The organism is uncultured Nitratireductor sp., assembly GCF_913053745.1.
Classification (GTDB): Bacteria; Pseudomonadota; Alphaproteobacteria; order Rhizobiales; family Rhizobiaceae; genus Nitratireductor.
This window is the reverse complement of record NZ_CAJXGF010000039.1, coordinates 1-23,394: the sequence shown is the minus strand read 5'-3', so window position 1 is coordinate 23,394 and position 23,394 is coordinate 1. Positions and strand designations below refer to the sequence as shown.

Here is a 23,394-nt window from a genome sequence, read left to right as displayed (position 1 = left end):
CCGGCCCTCCATTCCCCCTGCTGCTCTCCGAAAGCGATCCGCTTTCCGCGCCAAGGGTCTCGCGCAGTTGCGCGCGGGTGACGAGCGTTTGCTGCTGGCGCACGAAGCGCAGCAGGGCCCGTTCCTGCCGCTTTAGACGAAGGGCTGTGTCGTCGCCACGCTTGGCGGTCAACATGTCGGGCTGGAATTCGAGATCGCGATAGCAAACCAAGCGTCCCCTCCATCAATCAGCCGCGCCCAGTGAACGGGCAGTTCGAAACTTCTCTACACCCGGCACGATAGGCGGGCCAGTCAAGGCCCAGTCCATTTTACCGCCCAATCTCGATCGCCCGCGCATGCCGCCGGCCCGGGTTTCTCTATTACTTCGCGAGGATAGTCCGAGTAGTCGGCGATCTTCAAATATTCGATCAGTGCATATCGTTCGTCCTCCGTGAGCGCCGGTCCTATCCGGCCAGCCCGCTCGGTCTCGTCCGTAAACCAGTGACCTGAGTTTCCGTTGCCGGGCAAAGAAGTGTCGACTTCGATGACGCCTTCTCCAGGGTTCTGGGCCTGACCCAACTGCTCAGGATCGAACTCCCGGGAGCCCAACAGGAAGCGTTCCGGGCGGGTTTCGCTTAACAGATCGTAGATCGAGGGTATCGCGCCATTGTGAAGGAAAGGGCCGGTCGCCCATATTCCCACCAGCGGGCGAGCCTTGTAGCCGCAGGGCGCGAACGCGGAGCCACCATCGCGCTTTCCGAAGCCGTCGAACTCGGCAGCTTCCTCCGGCGTCACGTTTTCATCCAGATAAGCCTGACGCTTCACCTGCTCGAGGACCAGCCCCAAACCTTCCGGCACACCCATATCCACGGGCCCGCCGATCTCGCGGGCATCGAAGCGATTGTCGGCGAAGTTGACAGCTTGGCGCGAATCCGTCCCGATCCGGTCCAGCGCCACCAGCGGAACATGCCACTCGACCGGATCAGACGTGCCCTTGATCTCCTTGACACCATGGCATGCCGCGCAATTCTCCGCGAACAGAGCACGGCCTTGGCGCGCCCTTTCCCGATCTATCGGGCCAAAGATATCCTCGTCCCATCGGGGCGGCTCCAGGTGATGGAGCGTCTTCTCGATCGTATGGATATTGCGGACCCTTATGTTGCTGCGCCAGCGCTCAGGCTCCGGCAGGAGTTCTCCTGTCACGGGATCCGCGATCGTGATCGGCCCGGTTCCGAGCACCTCAACGATATTGCGTGCCATCGGCTGCCGCGCAGAGGCATTATATTGCACCCAGTCGAAACGCCATATGTCCCAAAGCGGTGGAAAGCTTGTGGGGGCCGTCGAAGGCTTGATATTTTCCGGCACGGCGAGTGCCTGCGCGAACACTGCATTGGCAATCGACGTGACGGCGTCTAATCGTCCCCGACCGGCCGGCGTCATGCCGTCAAGGAATTGCAGGGACATGTCGGGCTGCTTGACGGCGTTTGCATGCGCCAGTTCAAAGTCGGGCTCAAGGCGATCAGCAGGATAGCCGAGATCCAATACCCGCTCAAGGAATTGCGCCTTTCGCTGGGGAGAATCGCCCGTCGCCACCACGGCAGCGTTCAACTCAACAGCGAATTTTCTGAAGTCAATGTTGGATTGGCCGCCGTCGACACGGAATTTGCGGCCGCGATACTCGAGCTGACCGGTGTGACAGGCGGAACATGTCAGGCCGGCTTGGTCGATGCCGCCGTTGCGTGGATCTGTGTCGATCGCAATGCCGATCGGCCAGTCATAAGGTCGTGTTGCGGCAGCGTCGTCATGAAACACAAAGCCGAACCGTTCGAGGTTCGACCTGCCCATGAAGCGGGTTCCATCGGGGGTTTCAAGCGAAGCGAGCCATGCTGCCGGCATCAGGAAGGTCCCCTGCGATGTATAGTAGTACAGGTGGCGTTCACTGCTGTTCCATCCTTGGCCGGGAACAACAGCTTGCCCGGAGGGTTCTGCATCAACCGGAACTGATAACGCCCACAGCACAGCGGCGCCCCCCGCCAAGAGTGCTCCAAACAGCCCCACGGAACGTGTTGTATGTCGATTTGACAAGCCCATAGGCGTCGGACTCGGCATAATGCATCTCGCCGGCCATAGTGGCGAGCGAGGTCACACTGGCTTTGAAATCCTGTCGCTGCCTTTCGTCCGGAGTCTCGATTTCGAAGTTTCGAATGACATCACCAGTCCAATACTCATACCGCTCACCGGGAGCGACATCGTACGTCGTTAGTGTCTGGAAGACGCGCGCCTTCGGCCGCCCCTGGGAGAATGGATGATAAGATTGACGTTCCTTGGGCATATCCATGCGGGGCACTATGGCAAATTTGGATTCCCGAGCCAATGCACCGCCAATGGATGGAAGGCTCGGGGCTACCGTTGACCGAGCACTGTTCTTGTCGTGCCCCGGAAATGAAACGTTTCCGAGTCGAGATGCAAGGGTTCCCGGATATTGGCTTCGCTATCATCGACCAAGCTCATCACCGAATGATCTGCTTCGAGATGGCGAACCACGTGAGAATGGAACTCAAATCCGGTTTTTTTTATGCTCATCTGTTCCGATGCAAAGACATGGTTCATTGTTCAATATTGAAATCATCGGTTTGATGCGAATTCAGACTGAGTTGGCAAAGCGTTTCGCCTGGGACGGCAACTTGAATGGGTACATCCAGACGCCCTAGGGGTGTTTGATTCCGGGCTTTGATGGTGCATTATTCTCCTATGAATGGAGGGGTGCGCTTTGGGCCAGGTTCTACACGGGAGCGCCACGACGACAGAGGCGATCCGTCGATGGATACAAAATTGTCAAGAGAGTCTGAGGGTTCTGACAAAGCGCAACGGCATCAACCAGAAGACTGTGGCGAAGTGGAGAAAGCGCACCTCGGCGGCCGACTTGCCGACCGGGCCGAAGGAGACGCATTCCACGGTATTGTCGCTGGAAGATGAAGCGATCATTGTCGAATTCGGGACGTCATTCGGCATCTCGACGCTTTGTCTGGCCTCGACGGCAGTGGATACGGGAGGGCATGTAACCGGCTCCGAATTTCATCCGCGCAAGGCCGGAAAGGCCGTTCCCAACCTATCTGATGCGGGACTTTCCGAATTCGCGACCGTGCATGTCGGCGACGCGCGGAACACGTTTGCGGGGCTTCAGGGCCCCATCGACCTCCTGTTCCTCGACGGAGCGAAAGACCTCTATTTCGACATTCTTCTGATGCTCGAAGACAGGCTGCGGCCCGGCTCCATTGTGATTGCCGACAATGCCGACACGCTGCCGGAAAACGAGGACTTTCTCGTCCATGTTGCAAATCCCGAAGGCCGCTACGTCAGCACGCTTCTCACGATACGGGGTGGGCTTGTCGGCCACGCCATCGTTTCATCCTGACACGCAGGTTCCGGTTCGCACGAGGGGGCTTTCACCATGAGCGACGAAAAAGCAGCCGCAAGAAAACATCTGTGCATCGGCTTCAGCCTCACGGCGACATGGCTGCGCGGAAAGGACTTCACAAGGGAAGACGGAACCGTTGAGCAAAAGGACACGGTCGCGTTCTACACCGATCTGGCCAAGCGCTCGGAAGCGGCGAAGCTAGACTTCGTGTTCAAGCCCGATACGCTCAACCACAATCCCGCGATGGTCGGAAAATCCTCCGGCTTTGTGGGGCTCGACCCGACATTGATGCTTGCCACGCTCGCGCGCGAGACAGACCGGATCGGTCTGGTCACAACGGCGTCGACGACCTTCAATCCGCCCTATGTCATGGCAAGACAGATACAGTCGCTGCACTGGTTGAGCGACGGGCGTGCGGGCTGGAACATCGTTACCTCGATCGAAGGCGCGGAGAACTTCGGGCTGACGGAAATGCCGTCGCCGCAGGAGCGTTACGCCAAGGCGGAGGAAGCCACGGAGATCGTTCGCCAATTGTGGCAGAGCTATCCTTATGAGGCCCTTTGCTATGAGGCGGGTGTCGAGGAAAAGAAGGCTGCCCCCATCGATTACACGGGCGATCATTTCAGCGTCAAAGGCCCGCTTAACGTTCCCGGACACCGCGCAGGCCCGCCACCGCTCTTTCAGGCCGGCGCTTCCGACACGGGACGCAACTTTGCGGCATCTGTGGCCGACGCGATATTTGCAGCCACACCCGACATCCACGCCGGCATTGACCTGAGAAGCGACCTGCAAAAACGCGCAGTGGCGCAGGGTCGGTCAGCGAATGCGGTGCGCGTTCTTCCGGGCCTCTACTTCTTTCTTGGAAAGACGCGTGAAAGGGCTCTGGAGATGCACCGCGCGGCCCATGCTTTCTACGACACGCAGAAGCGCATCGACTCCGTGAAATCCGTGCTCGGCCTCGATCTTACCGGGGTCGAAGCGGACCGGCGGGTGACACCGGAAATGCTGCCCAATCCGGACAAGCCAGTTCGCAGCAGAACCCATGCCGACCTTCTGCGTCGCTACATCGAGCGCGAGCAACCGACCGTGGAGGTGCTGCTTGCCCGCCCCGAAGTGGTCGGATCCGCCCATTGGGTTTCACTGGGCACCGTCGAGGATGTGGTCAACGATGTGGAGGACTGGTTTCGGGAAGGCGCGATGGATGGCTTCATCGCTCTTCCGGGCGGTTCCAGTCAATCGGTCGACCTGTTTTTCGATGAGATGATCCCGATGCTCGTCGAGCGCGGGCTTTTCCGCAAAGACTACACCGGATCGACGCTGCGGGAGCATCTCGGACTTCCATGAGCAGGGGCTGGCTTATGCCGGCCGAGTGCCAAGCGAGACATCGCGCGCTGCCAGAAACAACGCTTCGCGGTGCTTCTCGTTGGCGGCATTCTCCAGAAGCGATACTGTCGACATGACGCAGGCAATTTCTCCCTGTGCATCGAACACGGGAGCCGCCTTGCCCGTGAGCGCGGAGAAAAGATGCTCGCTCAGTTCCGCACCGCCTTCCCGGCGAACCTCTTCAAGCCGGGTTTCAGGCGGCGGGGTTCCGCGAACCATGTCGGGCTGGGTTTCCCGCGCCACGGCAATCTCTTGCGGTGTGAGATAGGCCTGAAACACCAATCCGCAGGCCGAGTTGTCAAGCGGAAGAACATCGCCGAGACTGACCGTGCTGATCGTGAACCGCGCGTTTTTGAACCAGCGCACGACGGTCGGGCCGCGATCGGTCCAGATCACGATGCCGCATGCCGTTGTCATCTCGGCGGCAAGCTGTTTTACGCGTTGCGTCGCCACTTCCACCGGGTCGATGCGGCGCAGCGCGCCGATGCCGATATTGAGCGCCTGCGGCCCCAGATCGTATCTGCCGCTCAGTGCGTCCTGATCGGCGAGCCCTTCCTTGACCAGGCTTTGCAGATAGCGGTGTGCGGAAGAGTTTCCCGTGCCTGCGCGTTTTGCCAGTTCGCCCAGAGGCAGAGGCGTTTCCGCATCGGCTAGGATTTTCAGGAAGCGTGTTGCGATCGAGACCGATTGTATCGTCCCGGCGCGTTTTTCCCGCTGTCCGAGTTCTGCGTCGCTCAGTGACATAATGTTCGCTACTCCCGTGCGGCCCGCAAGACGCCCCGCGACAAAACCCGTTCTTCTGTCTGATTGCCGTCAGTCAATTCATCCGCAAATGAAGCGGCAGTCTGCCAGAACTCATTCTGTTTTCAAAGGTTTGGAACAGCAACCTGCGTGACAAAACAATGAAGCGCGGCCGGAGCGGAGCCATCCGCTCCGCCCATGTTTCGGACCGTCGAAACTGTGCCTTTCATGCCACAATGATTTCACTTTGACGCACGAAACCGCCTCGCTGGCAGGCAATCTCCATAGGAATGATTGACCGGTGGAATGCGTTCTTTATTGTGGAATCATCTTCCAATCCATGCGAGCCACGGTTTTCCCCAGCCAGCATTTTTCATGGCAATCCGGGGGCATTCCATGTCAATCACGATCAAGCGGGCGTTGATGCAGGGCGCCAGCGCGCTTTCAATTCTCGTCGCAAATGCGGTATCGGCGCAGGCCCAGGAGGCCGACACGGTCTCGAACTTTACCGTTCTCGAAACCCTGATGGTGACCGGTGAGCGGGTCGAGCGCAGCGTCTTCGACACCGCTTCCTCGGTCGAGGTCGTTAGCGACGAACAGTTGAAGAAGAAAGCGCCGGGCAAGAGCGTCAAAGAGATCATCGACGGCATGGCCAATGTGCACATGCCGGGGGACACGGGCGCGCCCGTTATTCGCGGTCAGGCAACGGAGGGCCCGAACCGGGGCGTCGGTGCGTTCACAGCCGGCACGGTGCCTCGTGCAACCCTTAATGTCGATGGGCGCTATCTGAGCTTCAACGAACTCTATTTTGGAACATCGTCCCTCTGGGATGTGGAAAGCGTTGAAGTTTTCCGCGGGCCACAGACCACGTCGCAGGGCGCCAACAGCATCGCCGGCGCGATTATCGTCAACACCAAGGACCCCACATTTACACCTGAGGCCGCCTATCAGGTCATATATGGCAGCAACAATATGAAGCGTGCATCCGTGGCATTTTCAGGCCCGATCGTCGAAGATGAACTGGCGGCGCGTCTGGCGCTCGATTACTTCGACCGCGACACCTATGTCGACTTCGTGAACCCGGCCTTCGATCCCGGCGACGCGGAGACGGACATTCTGATCCGCAACGGCCGCTTCAAGCTCTTATGGACTCCCTCTTCGGTGCCGGGCCTGGAAGCGAAACTGACCTATTCTCATTCAGAATCAAACGGCCCGCAGGCAGAAAGTGTCAGCTTTCCTTTCGACAATTGGGAAAGCACGGCGGATGCCGTGGTCGGCTGAAGGAACCAGAAATCGGCGTTCCTCCGCCGCAGGATCGCGTTTGCCGCCGCGCGTAGCGACGACTTCGGCAAATCCCTCACGATGATCCGACCGGATGGCGGATATGACGATCCAGTCTTCGGCGTGAACTGCGTGGAAGGCACGGCGATCCTTTTCGCGGGATTGACCGGGTTCGAGCACGGTTCCCGTGATCGCCTCGAATTCATCCGGCCAACTGTCCCTGACCGTCTGCTCGGCGCAGCGCCGTTCGAAGCTGGTGAACAGATCCGGAAAGGTGACCGCGACGATCGCCCATTCGGCGTCTTCCTCGTACCAGCCATTGGCAATGCGAAAGCGGCAATCGACCTTTGCATTGCGATCGACCGAAAGATGGAATCCGCCATGACCGGCCGTGGAATGGCAGGCGATGCCCTCGGCGAAGACCGTGGCGCCCTGCGAAGGGCCCCAGGGCGTGCTTGCACGGGAATGGATCTCCCGGCGGCCGAGCGCACGTTTCTCGCGGATGTGCTCTGCCTTCTCTGCCATTTTGGCCCGGAAGGTCACCTCGTCGGCGAGCGCGCCGTGAAACCCGTTGAAATCCCCGCGCACGAGCTCGTGCAAAGGCCGGCGCATGAACCATGCCGCGGCAAGGTGGTGAGTTCCATCCGTGCCGGGCAGCATCGCGTAGGCGGTGTCATCGAGGCGCGCGACGGGAAACCCCTCGGCACTGGTCCCGAATTCGACCTCGGACATGTCCGGAAGTTGAGGAACGGAAGGGAGAGGTTGGAGGGATCGGGTCATGTCGCCCTCCCCTCGACCTGATCGGCCGCCACCTCATCGGCGGTCACTTCATGCAACACCGCGCCGGGATAACCGTGGCGGGACAGCCATTCTTCGGCTGCGGGCCTGTTATCGGCGACATGAACCAGTTCGCCGGCATCGCCGGAACGGCTGAGGACGAGGACCGAACCGACGGCCGGACGCTCCACGACCGTGAAGGCAAGATCGCTGTCGACCGAAAAGGACTTGAACACCTTCAGAACGATGACGGCCTTGGTGCCGTAATCGCCCTCATGAAGGGTGAAACTGCAGGGAAAGGTGATCTCGCCGGTGCGGCGACCAGGCATTTTCTTGACCAGACGGCCGGTATTGTTGCGGTTCTCCCACGCCCGAAGCTTGCGGCGGTGCCGTTCCGGAGGGCGCGGTGTGCCGTCGGAATAGCGGATGATCGCGCCGAGCGGCGCGTGGTCGTAAATCAGTTGTGCGGACATGACGATGTCCTCCTGTTTTCGGGATTGGAAACGGAAACGCCGCCGGACGATGCCGGCGGCGTGAGATGCGTTCGGAAAGAAGCAGGTCGCTATTCGGCGGCTTCGCGGAAGCCTTCCGAGATGGCATCCGGGTCGGTGTCGCCCGCTTCCGGCTCGTCCGAGGAGCCTTCGGCATCGCCCAGGTCCTCGTCCTCGACGATCTCGTTTCGGGTCTTCCAGTTGGCGATCTCGTTCGCGTCCGGCGCGAACAGCGCCGAGGCATGAACGAACCGCTCTTCCTGAAAATGCTCGACCAGGGCAGTGCGGGTATCGCGGACCTTGTTGCGCGGCAGAACCGACGTGCCCGTGCATGCCGCCTCGAGCGCCTGTCGGGAGAGGCACAGGAGGAAATCTTCCTTGCCCATATTTGGCAGGAAATTGTCGGCTCCGACGACGTCGCCCGCGATCCGCGAGACGATGCCGCTGTTCGACATGTTGCGGCGGCACGACAGCACCTCGATCAACACCGAACGCACCGCAACTCGAAGCGTCTCCGTGTCGAAGGAAAGCTTGCCATGCTCATCGACCAGGGATGCGGCATGGGGCGCGATCTGGCTTCGGAACGAACCCGAATTGCCCGACCCGGTATCGACGCGGACATTCTGACCGGCAAAGGCGATGACGAGCAGCGCCATCAGCGTATCGTCCTCGATCGGTGCACGTTGAAGCGCTTCGTGCAGCGCGTCGGTGCGAAAATCGCCGATCATGTCCTGACCCTTCTGGGTGACATCGGGGCGCTGCGCCGGCGCGACGGCACCTCCGTCGGCGGCCTTGCCTTTCGCTGCCTTCGGCTCGGGCATCCGGTAGACGACCGACTGCACCTTGCCCTCACGGTCGAGATACATCGCCGTATGGTCGGACTTCTTGGGCTTGCCGTAGACGCGCTCGGCCTTCTTGGGCAATTCCGGCTGCCCCCAATTGTTCGACTCGGTGATCATGCCGTTCTTGGGCAGATTGTTGGTCATCCACTCCTGCTGGGCGCCGAGGAAGGCCTCGACATCGGTCGTGTAGCGGCTGTCCTCGTCCGCAGGGGCGAAGAGGTCCTCGACCCAGGCGATGCCGTAGGCCTGCGCCAGCTCATCGTCGAAGCTGGCATCGCGCGCATACATGCGGGTCTTGGAGAGACCATTGGCGACCGACCACCAGGTCGTGGTCTCGTTCTTCTTGGGCTTGTGCGCCTTCCAGACCTCCTTCTGTTCGGCAATCGACGCAGCCGCAATGGTCCTGAGCTGCCGCTCGTCCGGCATGTCGCCCTTTGCCATCTGGTCCAGCATGGCCGGCAGTACGTTGGCGAGAAGCCGGAGCTTCTTGATCTGCCGGATGGGAAGAGCGAGTGCCGCGGCAATGCCTTCCTCCGTCCAGCCGAGCGCGACGAGCCGCTCGATGGCGCGCCACTGGTCGACAGGGTTGAGCGGTTCGCGCGCGATGTTTTCGACCATGGAGCGCATGGCGCCGCCATCATCGGCGGCATCGGTCACGATGACCTCAATCTCCTCGAGCTCGGCGGCGATCGCGCCGCTGGTCCGGCGATGACCGGCCTGGATGATGAAGCCGTTGCTGCCATCGGCTTCGGGAGAGACGACGGGCGGCTGGATGATCCCGACGGCCTTGATGGTCGCGGCCAGCAGCGCATCGCCCTGCGGGGTGGATTTGGACTTGCGGGCGTCGTCGGGATTGTCCTTCAGCGCGCGAGGGTCGATCTTGATGATATGCATGAGTAGCTCCTGTTCGAGGATTGTGGGCCGGCACCGCGCCGGCTTCCTTTCTCGTCTTCTTCTCGAAGACCTCCTCCGAACCGCGGAGCGGGCGGGCCGGTGCAACTGCGGCCGAGCGTCCCTGCCCGGCTGGACAAGCTGGGCTGCAAAGCCCTGCGAAGGATGACGGGCCGGGATGGCGCAGGCGGCGGTTGAGCGTAGGCGTCACCGGGCAGACCGTTCTGCGACCGGTCCCTTCCCTTCTCAGGCCGCCTCCATGGCCTTCTTTCCCTCCTCCAGGACCTCGTCCGCCAGATCGGACTCGATTTCATCGAGCTGCCGGCGTTTGTCGGCAAGCTCTTCCTCGAAACCGAATTCGCCTCCCTGGAGCGACTGGTAGGAGGTCAGCCGGCGCCTGGCATCGTCGAGCCGGAGGCGATACTGCGCCTGCTCATCATCAAAACTGGAAAGAACGTGTTCGACCCGCGACACGGCACCGAGCGGCGTGAGGGTCAGAGCGAGATCAATATCGGTCTCCGCGCCAGTCCGTGCGAGCGCGATATCGTATTGGAATTCGTCGTTTCCGAAACGCTGGCCGGAGAAGACAAGATCGAAGCCGCCGATCCTGGCGATCGTCTTGTCCTCCTCCTCCCGCAGATGCACGAGGGTCATGATTTCCTTCATCAGCGCGCGGCCCGCGGGCTTGCGCTCGGTGAAGGAATGCCCGCCGACCGTCATGGCGAAGGCGGCGCCGGAGGTCGGAGTTCTGCGCTCGATGTCCTTGCCGATCTCGGCGATCCGCCGCGTGGCATGGTCGATGTCGCGTTCGGCATTGCGGATCTGACGGCGGACGGCGAAGAGGTCGTCGCGATGCGCGGCGCGCAAGCGTTCGAGCCGGGCAATGTCGGCCTCAAGTCCCGCCTTCTGCATCAGGCGCTGATCGCCGGAAGCGATGGCCTTAGCCATGGCGAACTGGTTGGCCTGCCCCTCGCCGAGATCTTCCAGCCGGCGCACGGAGGTGTCGCCGGAAAGGGCCGCGGCAATGAAGCGGGCCTTGCGTTCGTTGTTCTGCCACATCTGCGCGTCCATCGACCCTTCGGTGGCATAGGCGAAGATATCGATTTCGTCGTGCTGATTGCCCTGCCGCTCGATGCGGCCCTCGCGCTGTTCGATCTGCGAGGGGAACCAGGGCACGTCGAGGTGATGCAGTGCCTTGAGGCGAAGCTGCGCGTTGACGCCGGTGCCCATGGTTTCCGACGACCCGATCAGGAACCGGACCTTGCCGGCATTCACATCGGCAAAGAGCCGATGCTTGGCCTCTGTCTTCTTGTAGTCCTGCATGAAGGCGATTTCCGAGGCCGGAACGCCAAGCCGGATGAGCTCGTCGCGGATCCAGCGATAGGCGGAGAAACCGCGTGATTTCTCGACGCTGATCGTGCCGAGATCGGAGAAGATCATCTGTGCCGCGCCCGGCAGGTCGAAGGGCTTGCCTTCGCGGGTCAGATATTCGTTCTGACCCGTTTCGCGCCAGATGCGGAAGCTGTTCTCGACCAGCTTGTTGAGCTTGTTGCCGGGCTCATTGTCATTGTCGGGGTCGACCAGCCTGAGATCGATCGCCGCATGGCGGCCATCGGTGATGACGGAAAGCAGAATGTCATCGCCGGGCTGCGCCGGCCCCTCGCGGTTTTCGATCGCCTTGATGCGCGCCTCGAGCACCTGCTGATAGAGCTTGAAGTCGTCGGTGGGCTTGGCGGTGACGATCTGCCGTTTGCCGGTCGAGACGGCCGGGATTTTCACATATTGCTTCAAATCGTCCGGCAGCACGACGTCGGCGAAGGAGCGGAACATGGCGATGAGTTCCGGCACGTTGACGAAGGTGGCAAAGCGCGAGACCGGCTTGTATTTGCCCGATGGCTGCAATTCGAGTTCGGTCGCCACATCGCCGAAGGTCGAGGCCCAGGCATCGAACTCATGCAGGCCACGCTCTTTCAGGGCCTCGAATCCGAGGAAGCGCTGCACCGAGAACATCTCGCCGAGCGTGTTGGTGATCGGCGTTCCCGAGGCCAGCACGAGTGCCCGGCCCGGGTTCTTCGTCTCGATGAACCGCGACTTCACATAGAGGTCCCAGGCGCGCTGCGAGCCGTTCGGATCGACGCCCTTGAGCGTCGACATGTTGGTCGCAAAGAAGAGTTTGCGGAATTCCTGCGCCTCGTCGACGATGATCTGGTCGACGCCAATCTCGGAGATGGTCAGGAGATCGTCCTTGACCGAGCCGAGCGCCTCCAGCCGGTCCCGCAATCCCTCCTTCAGCCGCTCCAGCCGCTTGCGCGACACCCGGTCGTCGCTTTCGACCCGGGTGAGAAGCTCTTCGTAGAGGGTCAGTTCGTCCTCGATCATCTGCTTCTCGAATTCGGCCGGGACGGCGATGAATTTGAAGGCCGAATGGGTAATGATGATCGCGTCCCAGTTGGCCGTCGCCGCACGCGACAGGAAGCGATGGCGCTTGTCTTTGGTGAAGTTGGTCTCGTCGGCGACCAGGATCCGCGCCGTCGGATAAAGCGCCAGGAACTCGCGCGCGGCTTGCGCCAGGCAATGGCCGGGCACGACCAGCATGGCTTTCGAGATCAGGCCGAGGCGGCGTTGTTCCATGATGGTGGCCGCCATCGTCATGGACTTGCCGGCGCCGACGGCGTGAGCGAGATAGGTTGCGCCCGACGAGATGATCCGCCAGATGCCGCGTTTCTGGTGACCATAAAGAACAAAGGCGCCAGAGGCGCCCGGTAGCTGGAGATGCTCCCCGTTAAAGGATCGGGGCGCGATATTATTGAAGGTATCGTTATAGACCCGCGCCAGCCGGTCGGTCCGGTCGGGATCGGACCAGACCCATGTCTGGAAAGCGGACTTGATCTTGGTGAGCTTCTCCTTGGCCGCCTCGGTGTCGACGACATTGAGGACCCGGCGCTCGCTATCCCCATCTTTCACCGTATCGAAGATCTGCGGGATACGGCTGTTGAGGGCATCGGCGAGCAATTCGCCGGCATGCCGGCGCTTTGTGCCCCATTCCGACGTGCCTTCGGCGCGATAGGCGAGCATGCACGCATCGACCGTCCAGGAGGCGAGCTCCGGCATGTGCCGGATCGTGATGTCGGTGCCCATCGTCTCCTTGACGAAGTCGACGACATCGGAAGCGGGAATCCATGGCGCGCCAAGCCGCGCCGTGATCTCGGATGGGCTGAGATCGGCCGGCTGGACCCCCTCCAGAGCCTCGACATTACGGCTGTAAGCCGGGTCCAGCTCGGCGGCCGCCTCGGCGATCGCCAGCTTGTCGCGCACGGGACCGGAAAGATAGGCGTCGGACGTCTGCCATGACCCATCCGCCGGATCGCGATAGATGGCGCTGCCTAGTTCCTCAATGACGGTTTCGCCGTCTTCGTGCAGCAGCTCGGCGATATGGTCGATATCGACATGACCGCGCTCGTTGAGAACGACGGCGAGCGCGTCGGCGGCACTGGTGATCACGGGCGGCGATGGCGGGGCGATGACCCGTTCGGAAAAGATCGGGCCGGGCTTGGCCGTATCCGTATCGAGGTCGTAAGTCTCGATCGATGCGACAAGCCAGCAATCCGGGTCGTCGAGGAAGGGCTGCAGGTTGGGTCTGCGATGCGTTTCGCGCGTCTCCCCCGTCGCATCGTTCTCCGTGATCGACACCTTGGTGTGATTGATCGGCCCGAAGTCGCGGACGAAGCTCGACCAGGCGATGCGGAGCTTCACCTGAAGGTCGCGCCAAGGCTGATCGGTCTCCTGTGCCTTGAGAACCGCGCGCACCGCGTCGCGCACCGGGATCAGCTTTCTGACGATGTTGATCTGCTTTTCGGAAAACCCCTCGCCCGAGCGGCCCTTGCGGACGGGAACCGGAGCGGGTGTCCCGTCGATCACCTGCATCAGGCCCCTCGAGGCATCGAAGACAAAACTGCCCTCGCGCACATGGGCGTCCTCGGGTCTGGCGATATCGGTCAGCGTCCCGCAAAGCTCGAGATCAAAATCGATTGTACCGGGCTCGCCGTCATAAAGCGCTTCCGGAAGGGAAAGGATGGCGGCATCGAGATCGGCAGCGAGATCGCCGTCTCCGGCGGGGCAGGTGTAGGTCTCACCGAAGGGACCGGATGTGGTCGCGTGGCGGCCGAGCACATGATGGGAGTGATCGGCGAACCAGCGGTTAACGCGGGTGGCGTCGCTGTCCTCGCTCGCGGGGATGACCTCCGCAAGGTCCAGCCAGCTCGCGTCGCCCTGTGGCTCGCCCGGCTTGCGCTTGCGGAAGAACAGGATGTCGACGACGACATCCGTGCCGGCGTCCTGGCGAAAGCTGCCTTCGGGCAGACGGATGGCGGCGATCAGATCGGCTGATTTGGCGATGTGCTCGCGGGCTGTGGCATCCGCCTTGTCCATCGTCCCCGAGGAGGTGACGAAGGCGGCCAAGGCGCCGGGTTTCAGGAGATCGATCGACCGGGCGATAAAATAATCATGCAGCCGCAGACCCATCGAGCGGTAGGCGCGGTCGGAGCGGACCGTTCGATCCGAGAAGGGCGGATTGCCGATGGCCAGATCGAAATGCGCCGGCAGATCGGTGCGCGCGAAATCGCCCTCGATGATGCGGGCGACCGGCTGCAGGAGCCGGGCGATCCGCGCGGTGACCGGATCGAGCTCGACACCGGTCACGAAGGCGGCATTACGAAGCACCTCCGGCATCAGGGCCGGAAAAAGCCCCGTCCCGATGCCCGGTTCGAGCACACGGCCGCCGCGCCAGCCGAGGCGCTCGAGCCCTTTCCAGATCGCCCGAATGATGAACTCGGGGGTGAAATGAGCATATTGCGTGCAGCGGGCGAGCGAGGCGTAATCGGCCTCGCAGACAGCTTCCCGCAGCTCTTCGCCGAGATCTTCCCATCCCTTGCGGAACCCCTCCTCGCCGGGCCGAGTGAAGATTGTGTTGGCGAGATCGGACGCACCGAAACCAGTGAACCGGATGAGGCGCGCCTGCTCTTCGGACGTCGCGGGCCGGTCCTCCCCCGCGATCGCCGCGGCAAGGGCAATGGCGTCGAGGTTGTCGCGGGCGCGGGCCTTCCAACCCTTGGCCAGCGAACGGCTTCCGGAAAGATGGAAATTGCTGCCGCGCTGGGCTGCTTCGCCGACATGCTCATCAGCGGACTTCTCACGCGCTGGCGAACCGGATGAATTCGCCACCGGTGCAGGTTCGGTATCGGCTGGTTCTGCTTTCGGGCTCTCGGAAAAGGCGGTGACGCCAAGGCCGAGCCCGGAGGACAAGGCCGAGCCACCGAACATATTAAGAGTGAAAGGATCGTGGTCTGACATGATGATGTCTCCTGTGAAGCGCGCGCACGGAGCCGCGCCGCCGGGAGGCCCGGCAGCGTTTTCCACGTGCGGATTTGAGAAAGGGGTTAGCGGGTGATCAGCGAGAACGAGATGTCGTTCTCGGTGAGCCGGATGCCGAGATGGGTGATCCCGAAGCTGCGGTTGAAGCTTGGGACCAGCAGATCGGCATCGATGAATTCGATGCCGTCATCGCCGCCGAAGTGCCGGCGCTTGTAGTCCCACCAGTCGGTATCGCCCTTCGGGTGGCATTCGGTCGAATAGACGACGAGCGGTTTCTGGCCCTCGGCAAGCTTGCCATTGGAGATGATGTAGACGCCCTCGTCGCCAACGAGCCAGAAGCCGGGCTTCTCGCCCTCTCCCGGCCGGGTGCCGTAATAGGGATTGCGGAAGCCGCCATTGGCGGCGGCATCCTCTTCGCCGCGCGCGATGATCTTGCGCACCGCAAGAATGGGAAATGTGAACATGGCCCACCTCACGCGGCTTCGGGCAGCGACAGGTGGCGCAGATGCACCGGCAGCTTCTCGGAAATCTGCTGATCGCTCAGGCTCTCGAGCAGTTCGAACCGCGTGCCGGGAGTGCCGTAGACGATGACGGTGCGCTTGCCGCGATGTTCCGGCCGGAAGTCCGCGCCGGCATAGCCGCGATACTTGTCGTGGGTGGCGCTCCAGATGTGCTCGATGCGCTCGTCGCGGGTCATCGCCTTGACCGGCCGGCGCTCGCGCTCGACGATGGCATCGCGCATCTCATAGGGCGAGCGGCGATCGGAGAGATCGCAATAGGCGTGGAAGTACCGTGTCACGCCATTGATATGCAGCGTATAGAAAACGCTGGTGATGCTGCCGGTGAGGAATTCGCGCATGGCGCACATCTCGCCGCGCATCCACAATGGCGGCAGGATTTCGAGCATGTAGTCATGCTGGGCAGCTGAGATTTCGAACCATTCGCCGGCGTAAAGCTTGGCTCCGTCGGTCTGCCAGCGGTCGGGCCGCTGCGCATGGCGGTCGAACAATCTGAACATCTGGTGGCGGTCGGTAATGCCGAAATAGACTTTTCGGATGGGTGGAAGAGAGGTCATGGCAGGCTCCTTCGGGACCTGTCCCGGGCTGGAGCGCGGCGCACCCTTTCGGTGTCACCATCTTCTTCAGCCCTTCCGGACCCCTTCCCGCGGCCGCCTCTCCGTCCGGCCGGGTCAAGGGCCGGCGTCAGCCGGGCGGAGCTTCACCCTTGAGGCGGGCGGCGGGCATGCGGCAGCCGTCCCTCTCCTCCTCCCTTCCATCCTTCTTTCTGCTCTTTGCCTTCAGATCCTCGTTCCAGTCCTCCAGCTCCGGCCGCAATCGCACGAACCCGCAACCGGCATCGGTGGCGAGCGCCTCGAGCCTTTCGGCAAAGGTCTCCCCTTGCGCATTGTTGTCGGTGGCTGCGACCAGGAGGGCGTCTGCCCGAACGGCGAGATCGAGCAGCGCCTCGGAACTCGCCGGCGACCAACCGCCTCCGGTGCTCAGATAGCGGGTGTCAGGGCGCTGTTCCTCGAGTGCCGCAAGGCTCATGGCGTCGATCGCCGCCTCGGCGACGCAAAGCCGCGGCCCATCGACGGGCCCGAGCCGGAAAAGCACTTTCGCGCCGCCGGTCGCAAAACCACGCCAGTCCGGCCCGCGCTCTTCCCAGCCGGTCACGGCCCCCGTGCGATCGCGGTGCGCCGCCCACATGCTGCCCCGGGGGCCTTCGCGCAGGATATCCTGGGTGATGGCAGATCTCAGAATCGCTTCGGGAATGTCACGCTCATCGCGCAGATAGCGCCATGTGGCTGATCCGCGCCAAGGCTTGCGCCGCGTGTTCCATCGCTCGGGGATGGTGAGGTCGGGCGCGCGCTCCCGCGACTGATGCTTCCATTCAGGCTCCTTGGGCACGAAACCAATCAGATCGGCGACGACATAAAGCGCGGCCGCAAAGGGAAGGCCGTCGAGGTGTTCGACGAGGCGAAAGACGTCGCCCTTGGCCTCCGAGAGGGGATCGAACCAGCCCTTGCCCTCGTGAATGACGATGATGATGTCGTCGCCGCGGCGGTATTTGATCGCCTTGCGGGTGCTTTCCTTCAGATCGACGGCGAAGCCGGCGGTTTCGAGAACCGCCCCGCAATTCACCTTCTCTCTCAGCTCTTCGAGCTCGGCTTTTTCCATCTTCTTTCCGCGCCTTGCGCGGTCCCTCTATCCGGTTTCCGCTCCCGATCTCTTTGGGGCGGGACCCGGACGCCGCGAAGAGCAAGGCAGGCAAGGGCGCGCCTGGCAAGCCGGCAATTGTGCCGGGGCGGATTTATTCGCAGCCAGGCGCGGCGCAGCCTCCCTTGCCGGCTGACGCGCGCAAGCGGCAATCCAACCTCACACGCTCCTGGCTTCCTCCTCGTCCGCGATCTGCAGGACGAGATCGAGGTCCATTTCTGCGAGGGAGCTGATCCGCGCGACTTCGGCGGCGACTTTGGCCCAGTGATAGAATTCGTCGCGGTCCCCGCGATGACGGGCACGCGCGACGCGGCGTTGCGCCTCGTAATAGGCGTTGACCTCATCGGCCTTAAGCAGTTGATGGGCATCGACCTGCCACCGGCGCCGGATCGCTCGTCTGCGTTGAACCCATTGGTGAATGAGCGTGAACACGGGCATGTCCTTCCGTTGTCGGACTGCGATCGCGTCAGATGGGATAATCGGACCCCAGACGTCTGCTAGCATCGTGCCTGGTTCGAACATAACGGAGAATCTGGCAATGAAACTATTTATCGGATTGGATCTCGGTCTCAATAAAACAGCGATATGCGCAATTGACGAGGACGGCTCAAACGTTCTCCAGGTGACAGCTCGCTCGGAGCCGGCAGAAATCATCGCGAAACTTTCGAAATTGAAGGGAGAAATAACACAGGTCGGGCTTGAGGCCCGTCCGCTCTCAGAATGGATTTACGGCGCGTTGCAGGATGCGGGCTTCCCGGTGTTCTGCCTTGAGACGCGGCACACGCAACGGTTCCTCTCAACGCGGCCGAACAAGACCGACCGCAACGACGCGCACGGGATCGCCACCATGATGCGCGTCGGGCACTTCAAACCCGTGCATGTGAAAAGCCGGCGGTCGCAGTTCGTCCGGTCCTTGTTGATCGGCCGACGCCAGTTCATGACGGCGATGCTGCAGATAGAAAATACGATCCGGGCCCTTTTGCGCACCCAAGGACTGAAACTTGGAAAGGTTCACCGCTGCCAGTTCAGCGAGCGGGTCAAAGAGCTCTGTAATGAGGAGCCAATGCTGCTGCCGGCAATCGAACCGCTTCTGACGGCGCGCGACGAAATGCGCACGCAGATGCGCAAGCTGAACAATGCCCTGGAACGCGCCTCACGCGCCGATCCGATCTGCAAGCTGTTCCAGACGATACCGGACGTCCGTCCACTGACAGCTCTCGCGTTCAAGGCGACCATTGACGATCCTGGTCGCTTCAAGAGATCGAAATTGGTTCCGGCGCATCTGGGGCTAACGCCGCGGGTTTATCAATCGGGAGAGATCGACCGGTCGGGGCATGTCTCCAAATCCGGCGACAAGCTCTTGCGCTATCTACTGGTCGAGGCTGCGACCTCGATGATGCTTGTGTCGAAGAAATGGTGTTCCCTCAAAGCATGGGCGATGAAGGTGGCAAAACGATCTGGGACAGCAAAGGCGATTGTTGCGCTCGCGCGCCGCATTGCCATCGTTATGCACCAGATGTGGGTCACTGGCGAATGCTTCCGCTTCGGCAAGGATGATCAACCTGGCGCCGTGACGGCCTGACCTGAGATTCCGCCGGAGACGTTCAGCTCCGAGGGGAAACGTCAGTCCGTCGCGATCCCTGTGCCGGTCAGTCCGAGGCCATCCCTGTGACACCAGAGCACGTGCCGTCAGCATGGACGACCACCTCATCGAAACCCATCATGGAGCGCAACATACGCGACTCCGAATAGAAGACTGATGCGGACTAACCGGCAGAGTGATCGTAACCCGAATGGGCCGAAACCGTTACAAACGGGTTTGGTCGGAAGCCGGCTCGCCGGCAGGAGATAGAGCACGGTCGCGCGATACGCGCGGCTGCCCAAACTGCTGAAAATCACCCAGGCCATGGCCTCAGACAAACCTCCAAAATCCGCAAAGTTCGTGCCTTGACGTCCGGGCTCCGATTATAGAAGGGATGGCAGCCCGGATGGGGGAAGACCGCTTGCGGACTTCAGCTCTGCCAACAGCCCGGCCCGAAGGGCGACGCCCAACAATCTGCTCTGACCTAACTGGTGGGAAGCGCCGGATTCAAAGGCCCGGCCTTCTCCGTTCCGAACCGGTCAAATATGTGTTGGCCGACATTGGCAATATTCTGGTAGCGCATCTTCAGAACGAAGGGCAGTGCGACGCATCATTACTTTCCAGCCTGAAAACAGTTTAAAAGAAAAAGTGAGACGATGCGCTTTACCCAAGAGTCGCGGACCGGGTAAAGTTATTGCATCCGAATGAAGACCCTCTCGGGCAAGAACCATGAGCATCAGCTGGAACGAAATCGTTGCGATCTACCAAAGCCAGCCCTGGTGGGCCTGGCCGTTGGTATTCTTGCTGGTCTGGGTCGCGGCGAAATGGCTGCGCCGGACCTGGAGCGGTCATGTTGAAAGGCCGGTCTTGACGTCAGATGGGTTCAGGCAATGTGGCGTGCATGTGGATTTTGCAACGGGCACGATCACACTTCCAAGGGGCGACAGCTATCCGGTTGCCTATGTTCGTGGATTGCGCTGGAAGGACTATTCGACTGCTGGAAAGTACCGCGCCTATATCGACGTCGGTTGCGAAACCAGCCAATGGCATTCCCGAGGCGCTGACGATATGATTCATTGGCAACGACACCACCGCCGCGCGCCCGTTTGTTCGAACAATCGAGGCCAACAACAATGACAATATATGCTCCCCAGCGAACGACCAGCCCCGGGAAGACCATCCACCTCAACAGTGTCGAGATCTATTACGAGGAATACGGAACCGGGCAACCGCTTGTTCTATTGCACGGGTTCGGCGGATGCAGCCAAAATTGGTATCCCTTTATCGATCAACTCTTCGAGCGCTATCGCTTGATCCTCGTCGATCTGCGCGGCCATGGTTACTCCACCAATCCAGATAACAGGTTCACACATCGGGACGCGGCCGGCGACGTGTTCCTGCTGCTCGACGAACTTGGAATTGCATCATTCTCGGCCATGGGCATCAGTTCTGGAGCAATGGCGCTCCTGCACATGGCGACGAGGAAGCCTGAGCGCATCGACTCGATGGTGCTGATCAGCACGACCACCCATTTTCCGGATCAGGCCAGGGCTATAATGCGCCGCGCTTCGATCGGCACTCTACCTCAAGATGTGCAGGAGATGTATCGCGAGTGCGCCAAGCGCGGTGACGAACAGGTTCGCCAACTCCTTTCGCAGTTCAACGCGCTTGCCGAAAACGATGATGATATGAATTTCACGAAAGAGAGCTTGTCGGCCATCACGGCGCGCACGCTGATCGTGCACGGCGATCGCGACAACTTCTTCCCGGTTGAAATTCCTCTGGACCTGTATCGGTCGATACCGAATGCCGAGTTATGGATTATTCCGGGCAGCGACCACTCTGCCGTATTCGATGCCGCGACACCGTTCGCCTCTACCGCGTTGCGATTTCTTGATAGGCAGCGCTGAATACCGAGCTTCACCCTTACCCGCACATTGGCCTCGTCGTCGCTGACCGGCAGGAAGTGGAAATGGTCACGGCCATTCACAGTCCGGCTCAAACCATTCCGCCGTATGCCGCAACGCCGGCACACATCGTCAGGATCACACTCCTCGTCACATGAGCGATCAGCAATGCAATTGCCGCGGCAAGCCAGGTGCCAATGGTTTCGCCAGCAAGCGACGACGCCACGAGCGAGACGATAATTAAGCCCGGCAAGTCATCCAGGACCCATGCAAAACGGGAGGATCGGATCGCGTCACCAGCGATGAGGCCGAGAACCCTGATCGCAAAGGCGGCGAGTGCAAGGACGAGGATTAGCATCCAATGGGAGAAACTCATGCCGCGCGCCTCTTCCTGTTCCTGATGACGCGCGACAAGCCGAGACCGCAGACAGCTCCTATGATGATCGCATAAGCTTTCGGCACGCCAAGCGACACAGAGCAGATCGTAATAAAAAAACTCGCCGCCCACGGCGCGAGGTTTGCCGGGCCACGCCATAGTCCTCGCGCCATCGCGATGAAGGCCGCGGTAAACGCAAAGCCCAATCCGAACCGCTCAAGGTTCGGCAATGTCGCGCCTGCGATCGCCCCAAGCGTCGTTGAGGTCGTCCACGTTGAAAACATCACCAGGCCCGAACCGATGAGAAAACCGGCACCTATTTCCGGATTCTTCGCTCTCTCCGCCATCATCAAGGCCCAGTTCTCGTCTCCGGCGATATGGATCGTGAGAAGCTTCATACGCAGAGAAAGTCCGCTCAGAATTTCCGATAGCGTTGCGATGATGCCGATATAGCGTAGGTTCAACGCGGCGCCTGCAAGCGCCGCGCCCATCACTGCGAAGGTTTCCGCAAAGTGCTCGACGGCGACGATCTGAGATGAGCCGGCATGGACGAGGCCGCTCATGAGCGTAACACCCCACCATGGAAATCCGATCTGGGCCGCCAACAATCCGAACGCAAAGCCGTAGACAGCGGCGCCGGCAGCGAGAGGCAGCATTGCGATAGCGCCATATCTCATGGTGATCGGCCGCCTCCCATTCAGTCACTAATCGGCCAATTGTCCGCAAACAACGAAACCGAAGAACCCTGAGAAGAAGCGGCCCTGGGACTCGGATCGTTCGAGATCTTGCCACCAACGGTCGATCTGCGCAGCTTCAAACGCACCTCGCTTTACTCCGTCGGAAACTGTGCCGCCGACGACCCGCCGGAACATCTCGAGAGGTGTCGTAATCATATGTGGCAGGACCTCCAGGTTCACCGCGCCACGATCCAGCATCAGTCGCCGGAGTTGGCGGCCAATCCACGGGCTGGGAATTGAACGGGAGACAAATCGGAGGATGCGACGCGTGAGTTCTTCATCTTCGGCATCGACGACCAGATTGTCGTAGTCGAACTCGAACAATGCGAAGCGTCCGCCGGGACGCAGAACGCGCACCATTTCATCGATCGCGGCTTCGGGGGCGTTGATATACATGAGCACACGTTCTGTGCGGCAGATATCAAAGTGATCGTCCGGAAAGTCCAACCGACAAGCATCCCCCGACCGGTAGTCGACCGGCGCAGACAACACTCCGGCGCGCCGTCTTGCCTCGGCGATCAGAGTTTCGCTCTTGTCGACGCCAGTGACAGACCCGCCGTCACCCACTCTCTTTTCGAGATCCAAAGTCGCATGGCCAACGCCACAACCAATATCGAGAACGCGCTGCCCCAGGTGCACAGGACAAAGCTCCAGCATTCGGTGTCGGTAGCTCTGTATCGACTCCAAGTCGTTCGCCGCATCCAAAAACGCGAAAAACGCATCCGTTTCACTCGCACGGTCGACATCCTGAAAATTGCTATGAATATCCGTCATGGTGACATCCTGTCATTGTCGTTCCCCCACCCGCTGCGACGCGCATTACTCGGTCAGCGCTTCCAAAATGTAGTCGTTCATCACCTGGCCCGGCAGCTTGCCTTCCTCGGGCTGGTTATAACGGCCGGCCGTGATGACAACGACGAGATCGAGAGCCGGGACGATGAAGAGCCGTTGACCGCCATTGCCGAAGCCTCCGATCACGCTTTCGCCGCTCGGCAGCGCGGTCAACCACCACTGATAGCCGTACTCCGTTCCCCCGCCGATCTCCGCATGCGGTGAGTGCGCAGTTTCCAGCCAGGCTTTAGGGACGACGCGCTTTCCGCCCCATGTTCCGCGATTCAGCACCAACTGGCCGATCTTGGCGAGGTCACGCGGCAGCATGCGGAGACCCGAGGCGGCAGCGGGTTCGCCATCCGCGCCCTCGACCCATTCGACATCCTCTATTCCAAGCGGGTCGAACAGTTTCTCACGCGCATAGGACAGGAGCGGTTCGCCGACTCCCTTCGCAATCACGCGACCGAGAAGCGCAGTCGCGCCGCCATTGTAAACCCAGCGCTCGCCGGGTGCGTCCTTCATCGGCCGCTCGAGAATGTAGCGATACCGGTCCGGCGCTAACTCCATGGCGA

Annotated in this window: 20 protein-coding genes; 6 read left to right on the top strand and 14 right to left on the bottom strand. The window is 61.1% G+C overall.

Translation table 11 applies throughout. The features are described 5' to 3' along the window. Positions 1-291: 291 nt before the first annotated feature. Positions 292-2,070, bottom strand: coding sequence for a di-heme-cytochrome C peroxidase (locus tag QZ638_RS08710; RefSeq protein WP_295808965.1), 1,779 nt, complete (start codon positions 2,068-2,070; stop codon positions 292-294). 679 nt (positions 2,071-2,749) lie between these two features. Here QZ638_RS08710 and QZ638_RS08705 point away from each other — a divergent pair. After that, on the top strand, positions 2,750-3,394 hold the full coding sequence (locus tag QZ638_RS08705) for a class I SAM-dependent methyltransferase (protein WP_295808963.1): 645 nt from the start codon (positions 2,750-2,752) through the stop codon (positions 3,392-3,394). 36 nt (positions 3,395-3,430) lie between these two features. Beyond that, a complete protein-coding gene (locus QZ638_RS08700) occupies positions 3,431-4,741 on the top strand; it encodes an NtaA/DmoA family FMN-dependent monooxygenase (RefSeq protein WP_295808961.1) in 1,311 nt (436 codons plus the stop codon). Positions 4,742-4,753: 12 nt separating this feature from the next. Here QZ638_RS08700 and QZ638_RS08695 read toward each other — a convergent pair whose 3' ends face one another. Further along, complete coding sequence (locus QZ638_RS08695) at positions 4,754-5,524, bottom strand: IclR family transcriptional regulator (RefSeq protein ID WP_295808959.1); 771 nt, start codon at positions 5,522-5,524, stop codon at positions 4,754-4,756. 393 nt (positions 5,525-5,917) lie between these two features. On the opposite strand from QZ638_RS08695, the gene QZ638_RS08690 reads away from it, so the two are divergent. Further along, positions 5,918-6,802, top strand: coding sequence for a TonB-dependent receptor plug domain-containing protein (locus QZ638_RS08690; RefSeq protein WP_295808958.1), 885 nt, complete (start codon positions 5,918-5,920; stop codon positions 6,800-6,802). Here the strand turns inward: QZ638_RS08690 and QZ638_RS08685 are convergent. The 8 genes from QZ638_RS08685 to QZ638_RS08650 all read right to left on the bottom strand — a co-directional run bounded on the left by QZ638_RS08685 (position 6,725) and on the right by QZ638_RS08650 (position 17,821). Beyond that, complete coding sequence (locus QZ638_RS08685) at positions 6,725-7,582, bottom strand: hypothetical protein (RefSeq protein ID WP_295808956.1); 858 nt, start codon at positions 7,580-7,582, stop codon at positions 6,725-6,727. The two genes, QZ638_RS08690 and QZ638_RS08685, sit on opposite strands and share 78 nt — an antisense overlap. After that, positions 7,579-8,052, bottom strand: a complete 474-nt coding sequence (locus tag QZ638_RS08680) for a hypothetical protein (RefSeq protein ID WP_295808952.1) — start codon at positions 8,050-8,052, stop codon at positions 7,579-7,581. The genes QZ638_RS08685 and QZ638_RS08680 overlap by 4 nt, the downstream gene beginning before the upstream one ends. A gap of 89 nt (positions 8,053-8,141) precedes the next feature. After that, positions 8,142-9,806 (bottom strand): ParB/RepB/Spo0J family partition protein, encoded by a 1,665-nt coding sequence (locus QZ638_RS08675; protein WP_295808949.1) that lies wholly within the window; start codon positions 9,804-9,806, stop codon positions 8,142-8,144. Between the two features lie 243 nt (positions 9,807-10,049). Beyond that, the gene (locus QZ638_RS08670) at positions 10,050-15,152 is read right to left on the bottom strand and encodes a DEAD/DEAH box helicase family protein (RefSeq protein WP_295808945.1); all 5,103 of its coding nucleotides are present in this window, start codon (positions 15,150-15,152) and stop codon (positions 10,050-10,052) included. A gap of 86 nt (positions 15,153-15,238) precedes the next feature. Then, positions 15,239-15,637 carry a DUF3085 domain-containing protein gene (locus QZ638_RS08665; RefSeq protein WP_295808943.1) on the bottom strand — a complete coding sequence of 133 codons (399 nt, stop codon included), beginning with the start codon at positions 15,635-15,637 and terminating at the stop codon, positions 15,239-15,241. An 8-nt stretch (positions 15,638-15,645) separates the two neighbouring features. Then, complete coding sequence (locus tag QZ638_RS08660; protein ID WP_295808941.1) at positions 15,646-16,248, bottom strand: DUF1419 domain-containing protein; 603 nt, start codon at positions 16,246-16,248, stop codon at positions 15,646-15,648. A gap of 127 nt (positions 16,249-16,375) precedes the next feature. Continuing rightward, positions 16,376-17,350 carry a DUF3991 and toprim domain-containing protein gene (locus QZ638_RS08655; protein ID WP_295808939.1) on the bottom strand — a complete coding sequence of 325 codons (975 nt, stop codon included), beginning with the start codon at positions 17,348-17,350 and terminating at the stop codon, positions 16,376-16,378. 198 nt (positions 17,351-17,548) lie between these two features. Continuing rightward, complete coding sequence (locus tag QZ638_RS08650) at positions 17,549-17,821, bottom strand: hypothetical protein (RefSeq protein WP_295808936.1); 273 nt, start codon at positions 17,819-17,821, stop codon at positions 17,549-17,551. Here QZ638_RS08650 and QZ638_RS08645 point away from each other — a divergent pair. The 3 genes from QZ638_RS08645 to QZ638_RS08635 all read left to right on the top strand — a co-directional run bounded on the left by QZ638_RS08645 (position 17,814) and on the right by QZ638_RS08635 (position 20,881). Beyond that, on the top strand, positions 17,814-18,971 hold the full coding sequence (locus tag QZ638_RS08645; protein ID WP_295808931.1) for an IS110 family transposase: 1,158 nt from the start codon (positions 17,814-17,816) through the stop codon (positions 18,969-18,971). The genes QZ638_RS08650 and QZ638_RS08645 overlap by 8 nt on opposite strands. Before the next feature lie 729 nt (positions 18,972-19,700). Further along, positions 19,701-20,108, top strand: a complete 408-nt coding sequence (locus tag QZ638_RS08640; protein WP_295808929.1) for a hypothetical protein — start codon at positions 19,701-19,703, stop codon at positions 20,106-20,108. After that, positions 20,105-20,881, top strand: a complete 777-nt coding sequence (locus QZ638_RS08635; protein ID WP_295808927.1) for an alpha/beta hydrolase — start codon at positions 20,105-20,107, stop codon at positions 20,879-20,881. Before QZ638_RS08640 ends, QZ638_RS08635 begins: the two co-directional genes overlap by 4 nt. An 88-nt stretch (positions 20,882-20,969) precedes the next feature. Here QZ638_RS08635 and QZ638_RS08630 read toward each other — a convergent pair whose 3' ends face one another. The 4 genes from QZ638_RS08630 to QZ638_RS08615 all read right to left on the bottom strand — a co-directional run. Further along, the gene (locus tag QZ638_RS08630; RefSeq protein WP_295808923.1) at positions 20,970-21,254 is read right to left on the bottom strand and encodes an AzlD domain-containing protein; all 285 of its coding nucleotides are present in this window, start codon (positions 21,252-21,254) and stop codon (positions 20,970-20,972) included. Then, a complete protein-coding gene (locus QZ638_RS08625; RefSeq protein WP_295808921.1) occupies positions 21,251-21,931 on the bottom strand; it encodes an AzlC family ABC transporter permease in 681 nt (226 codons plus the stop codon). The genes QZ638_RS08630 and QZ638_RS08625 overlap by 4 nt, the downstream gene beginning before the upstream one ends. Positions 21,932-21,958: 27 nt before the next feature. Beyond that, the gene (locus QZ638_RS08620) at positions 21,959-22,765 is read right to left on the bottom strand and encodes a methyltransferase domain-containing protein (protein WP_295808920.1); all 807 of its coding nucleotides are present in this window, start codon (positions 22,763-22,765) and stop codon (positions 21,959-21,961) included. 45 nt (positions 22,766-22,810) lie between these two features. Next, positions 22,811-23,394: serine hydrolase (locus QZ638_RS08615; RefSeq protein ID WP_295808918.1), on the bottom strand; the 584-nt coding region annotated here is incomplete at its 5' end.

Coding starts and splice junctions, on each gene's coding strand:
- QZ638_RS08710 (WP_295808965.1), bottom strand. CDS start 2,070: ATGGGCTTGTCAAATCGACATACAACACGTTCCGTGGGGCTGTTTGGA.
- QZ638_RS08700 (WP_295808961.1), top strand. CDS start 3,431: ATGAGCGACGAAAAAGCAGCCGCAAGAAAACATCTGTGCATCGGCTTC.
- QZ638_RS08695 (WP_295808959.1), bottom strand. CDS start 5,524: ATGTCACTGAGCGACGCAGAACTCGGACAGCGGGAAAAACGCGCCGGG.
- QZ638_RS08690 (WP_295808958.1), top strand. CDS start 5,918: ATGTCAATCACGATCAAGCGGGCGTTGATGCAGGGCGCCAGCGCGCTT.
- QZ638_RS08685 (WP_295808956.1), bottom strand. CDS start 7,582: ATGACCCGATCCCTCCAACCTCTCCCTTCCGTTCCTCAACTTCCGGAC.
- QZ638_RS08680 (WP_295808952.1), bottom strand. CDS start 8,052: ATGTCCGCACAACTGATTTACGACCACGCGCCGCTCGGCGCGATCATC.
- QZ638_RS08675 (WP_295808949.1), bottom strand. CDS start 9,806: ATGCATATCATCAAGATCGACCCTCGCGCGCTGAAGGACAATCCCGAC.
- QZ638_RS08670 (WP_295808945.1), bottom strand. CDS start 15,152: ATGTCAGACCACGATCCTTTCACTCTTAATATGTTCGGTGGCTCGGCC.
- QZ638_RS08665 (WP_295808943.1), bottom strand. CDS start 15,637: ATGTTCACATTTCCCATTCTTGCGGTGCGCAAGATCATCGCGCGCGGC.
- QZ638_RS08660 (WP_295808941.1), bottom strand. CDS start 16,248: ATGACCTCTCTTCCACCCATCCGAAAAGTCTATTTCGGCATTACCGAC.
- QZ638_RS08655 (WP_295808939.1), bottom strand. CDS start 17,350: ATGGAAAAAGCCGAGCTCGAAGAGCTGAGAGAGAAGGTGAATTGCGGG.
- QZ638_RS08640 (WP_295808929.1), top strand. CDS start 19,701: ATGAGCATCAGCTGGAACGAAATCGTTGCGATCTACCAAAGCCAGCCC.
- QZ638_RS08635 (WP_295808927.1), top strand. CDS start 20,105: ATGACAATATATGCTCCCCAGCGAACGACCAGCCCCGGGAAGACCATC.
- QZ638_RS08630 (WP_295808923.1), bottom strand. CDS start 21,254: ATGAGTTTCTCCCATTGGATGCTAATCCTCGTCCTTGCACTCGCCGCC.
- QZ638_RS08625 (WP_295808921.1), bottom strand. CDS start 21,931: ATGAGATATGGCGCTATCGCAATGCTGCCTCTCGCTGCCGGCGCCGCT.
- QZ638_RS08620 (WP_295808920.1), bottom strand. CDS start 22,765: ATGACGGATATTCATAGCAATTTTCAGGATGTCGACCGTGCGAGTGAA.